Here is a 4000-nt window from a genome sequence, read left to right on the forward strand (position 1 = left end):
GGGCGGCTCCGGTCGGCACATCCCGTCACGCTCGGCAGTTCAAGGTACCGAACGGAGCGGAAGGTGCCGACCGGAGCCGCCCGGCCAGGGTCACACGAGGAGCGTCAGCCCTTCTCGGCTCGCGCGGCCGACGACTCGGCCTTCTGCTCGGTCTTCTCGCCCTGCGGCTTCGGCGGCACCGACGCCTTGCGGAACTCGTCCCGCGGGTCGTGCAGCGAACCGAGCGAGACGATCTCACGGCCCATGAGGAACTGGCCGACCCACCCGATGAGGATGCGCAGCTTGCGGTTGCCCGTCGGCATCGCCATCACGTGGTAGCCGCGGTGGGCGAGCCAGGCCAGGGGGCCCTTGAGCTTGAGGAAGCCGAAGAGCTCTGCGACACCCTTGTAGAGCCCCAGCGACGCCACGACGCCGACGCTCTTGTGCTTGTACTCCACGGGCTGCTGGCCCTTGAGCTGCGCGATCATGTTGTCGGCGAGCTGGTTCGCCTCACGGATCGCGTGCTGGGCGTTCGGCGGGCAGAAGCTGCCGGGGTTGAGCAGGTCCGGCACCGCGGCGCAGTCACCGGCGGCCCAGGCGTCCGGGACCAGCTCGCCGTTCTCGTCCTCGACCTGCAGCGTCGCCCGCACGGTCACGCGACCCATCCTGTCGGCCGGGAGGTCCGAGCTCTCCTTGATGACGGGGTTCGCCTTCACGCCCGCGGTCCACACGATCGTGTCGGAGTCGAACTCGACGCCCGTCGACGTGACCACGTGGCCGTCCTCGCAGGAGTTGAGGAAGGTGTTGAGGTGGAACTCGATGCCGCGCTTCTTCATCTCCTCACGAGCCCACTCGCCCATCGGCTCGGAGACCTCGGGCAGGATGCGACCGGTGCCCTCGATCATCACGAAGCGCAGGTCCTCGGACTCGATCGTCGGGTAGTTGCGCGTCGCGTAGCGCGCCATGTCCTCGATCTCGCCCAGCGCCTCGATCCCGGCGAAGCCGCCGCCGACGAACGTGAAGGTCAGCATCCGGCGGCGCAGGTCGGCGTCCCACGTCGAGGAGGCGACGTCCATGCGGTTCAGCACGTGGTTGCGGACCGCGATGGCCTCCTCCACGTTCTTGAAGCCGATGGCGTTCTCCGCCAGGCCCGGGATGGGCAGGGTGCGCGAGACCGACCCGAGACCCACGACGAGCTGGTCGTAGGAGACCTCGTAGTCCGGCCCCACCTCGGGGCGGATGGTGATCTTCTTGTCGCCGTGGGAGATCTGGGAGACCTTGCCCTGCAGCACATCGATCCCCTTGAGGGCGATGCGGTGCGGGGCCACGACGTCACGGGCGTCGATCGAGCCGGCGCCCGCCTCGGGCAGGAACGGCGCGTACGTCATGTACGGCCGCGGGTCGACGACGACGATCGCCGCCTCCCGCTTCCCGAGCTTCTTGCGGAGCCGTCGCGCCACGTAGAGCCCGACGGACCCACCGCCGAGCACGACGACGCGCGGGACCTTGCGCGGACGCGGGGTGGGCGCGGCCGCGTCCTGGGCAGGGGTGTCCGTCGACAGAACGTTCTGAGGCATGGCTCCCAGTCTACGACCGACTACGTCCCGCTCGCGCGCGGGTCCGCTGTACGGTCCGTCACCGCTCCCTCAGGCGAGGGAGAGGGCGATGCCGTCCAGGATGTCGCTCTCGGAGGTCACCACGTGCGTCAGCGCGCCGCCCGACGCCGCGACCTCGTCACGGACCCGCGACACGACCTGCGACCACACCAGGGCCCCCGCGCCGATCACGTCCGCCCGACCGGGATGCATGAACCCGAGCGCGAGACGCTCCGCGCGCGTCCGGCCCAGCAGGTCCTCGCAGGCAGCCAGCACATCGGGCACGCTCAGCACCGCGCCGTTGATCGCCTCGCGCCGATAGCTGGCGAGTCCCAGCGCGTGCGCCGTCACCGACGTCACCGAGCCCGCCAGGCCCACCAGCGTCGACGTCCGCCCCAGCGGCACGACGGCGGAGGCCGCGTCGAGCGCCGACGTCACGTCCGCACGGGCACGCGAGGTCTCCGCGGCCCCGGGCGGGTCGGAGTGCAGGTGACGCTCGGTGAGCCGCACGGAGCCGACGTCCATCGAGACCGCCGCGTCCGGCGTCGTCGTCCCCAGCACGAGCTCGGTCGAACCACCACCGAGATCCACCACGAGGTACGGGCCCGGATGCTCGCTCGCGGACCCGCTCGTGGCGCCGCGGAAGGACAGCAGCGCCTCCTCCTGGCCCGAGACGACCTCCGGGTCGACCCCGAGCGCGGCACGGACGCCGTCCGCGAAGTCGGCACGGTTGCGCGCGTCCCGGGTGGCCGAGGTCGCCACGAACCGGACCCGGGTCGCCCCGAGCTCGGCGGCCACCTTCGCGTACTCCCGAGAGGCCGCCAGGGTGCGCTCGAGGGCCTCCGGTGCCAGCTCCCCCGTCCGGTCGACGCCCTGACCGAGACGTACGATCTCCATGCGCCGGTCGAGCTCGGTGAGCGTGCCGTCACCGGCGACGTCGGCGACCAGGAGACGGATCGAGTTGGTGCCGCAGTCCACGGCGGCGACACGGGTGCTGCTGCTCATCACGACCGCACTCTCTCATCCGGGGCCGACACGCGCCCGGGCGGGACCATCAGCACGAGCACCGGTCCGGCCGCCACTGGTCACGCACCCGCTCCAGGGCCTCGTCACCCAGCGGGTTCACCCCGGGGCCCGCCGCGAGCGCGTGCCCCATGAGCACGTGGAGACACTTGACGCGCGTGGGCATGCCACCGGCCGAGATGCCCTCGACCTCCTCGACGTGGCCCAGCTCCGCACGCCGGGCCAGATAGTGCTCGTGCGCACGCCGGTACGCCGCCGCGAGCTCGTCGTCCTCCGTCAGCCGCTGCGACATCTCCCGCATGACGCCGTCCGCCTCCAGCCGAGAGGCCGCAGCGACCGCGCCCGGATGGGTCAGGTAGTACGTGGTCGGGAACGGCGTGCCGTCGGGCAGCCGCGGAGCGGTACGCACCACCAGGGGGCGCCCGCACACGCAGCGGGCGGCGATGCCCACCACCCCGCGCGGCGCACGGCCGAGCTGCTCGGCGAGCACCTCGAGGTCGCGGTCGGTCACGGCGGTCGGGTCGTCGGTGAGGTCTGCGGATGGCTCGGAGGTCACGGGGTCATTCTCCCCCGTCGGTGCCACCCGGTTCCACGTCGACGCCGTCGCCCTCGTCACGACCGACCGTCGTGGCGCGCGCATCGGTCACCTGGACCGACTCCCACATCGCCTGGTACCAGGGCGCACCGGTCGGGCCGGCAGGGCGAGCCGGCTCCGTCGGCGCCTCGTCCCCCGCCGGGGTGCCGCCGTCGGCCACCTCGTCCGCGTCGACGACACGCCACACCGTGTCGCCCGGCATCACGTAGTTCAGCCGGGTGCGCGCCTGCTCGACCACGTACGAGCGGTCGTCCCAGCGGCCGAGCTCGTTCTCCAGCCTCGCGCGCTCCGACTCGTGCGCGGAGAGCTCGGCCTGCAGCCGGTCGATCTCGGCACGCTGCTGCACGGCGCCGCGCACCGTCGGCAGCAGCAGCACGAACGCCAGCAGCACCACCACGGACAGCACGAGCAACCGGACGGTGAGGACCTCGGGCAGCACGAGGCCGAGCCGGCTGCGGCGCCGGTCGTCACGCGCCGGACCAGCAGGCCGGCGGGCGCTCTTGCTCTTCGACGGTGCGGCCTTGCTCGCGCCCGTCGCCCGCGAGCGGGCCGTGGACGCCGCCGGACGCGCCGCCGTCCGGGTCCCCGGCCGGGAAGCAGGTCGGCGGGTTCGCGGGGCGGCAGGGCGACGGGAGGGCACCCCCCGATTGTGCCGAACCCGACGTCAGGCGCCCACGACCGCCGTCGGCGCGCCACCGCGTCCCCACTCGCCCCTTTTACCGATGTCGGTAGTTCGGGGGGGGGGGGGGGGGGGGGCCCGGCCCCCCGCGCCCCCCCCCCCCCCCCCCCGGGCCCCCCCCCCCCGGGC

Annotated in this window: 4 protein-coding genes; all 4 read right to left on the bottom strand. The window is 73.0% G+C overall.

Annotation, left to right across the window (positions count from 1 at the left end; all coding sequences use genetic code 11):
- Window positions 1-104 precede the first annotated feature (104 nt).
- Window positions 105-1556: an NAD(P)/FAD-dependent oxidoreductase gene (locus ACH5HR_RS10600; RefSeq protein ID WP_416477768.1), complete on the bottom strand. Its 1452-nt coding sequence runs from the start codon at window positions 1554-1556 to the stop codon at window positions 105-107.
- Between the two features lie 69 nt (window positions 1557-1625).
- A complete protein-coding gene (locus ACH5HR_RS10605; protein WP_416477770.1) occupies window positions 1626-2579 on the bottom strand; it encodes a Ppx/GppA phosphatase family protein in 954 nt (317 codons plus the stop codon).
- Between the two features lie 49 nt (window positions 2580-2628).
- Complete coding sequence (locus ACH5HR_RS10610) at window positions 2629-3153, bottom strand: DUF501 domain-containing protein (RefSeq protein ID WP_402377607.1); 525 nt, start codon at window positions 3151-3153, stop codon at window positions 2629-2631.
- A gap of 4 nt (window positions 3154-3157) precedes the next feature.
- Window positions 3158-3832: an FtsB family cell division protein gene (locus ACH5HR_RS10615; protein WP_402377610.1), complete on the bottom strand. Its 675-nt coding sequence runs from the start codon at window positions 3830-3832 to the stop codon at window positions 3158-3160.
- Between the last annotated feature and the right edge of the window lie 168 nt (window positions 3833-4000).

Source organism: Isoptericola maris, assembly GCF_048065335.1.
Classification (GTDB): Bacteria; Actinomycetota; Actinomycetes; order Actinomycetales; family Cellulomonadaceae; genus Isoptericola; species Isoptericola rhizosphaerae.

Bases quoted from the DNA above. Each gene is read 5' to 3' on its own strand.
- ACH5HR_RS10600 (WP_416477768.1), bottom strand. From the start codon at position 1,556: ATGCCTCAGAACGTTCTGTCGACGGACACCCCTGCCCAGGACGCGGCC.
- ACH5HR_RS10605 (WP_416477770.1), bottom strand. From the start codon at position 2,579: ATGAGCAGCAGCACCCGTGTCGCCGCCGTGGACTGCGGCACCAACTCG.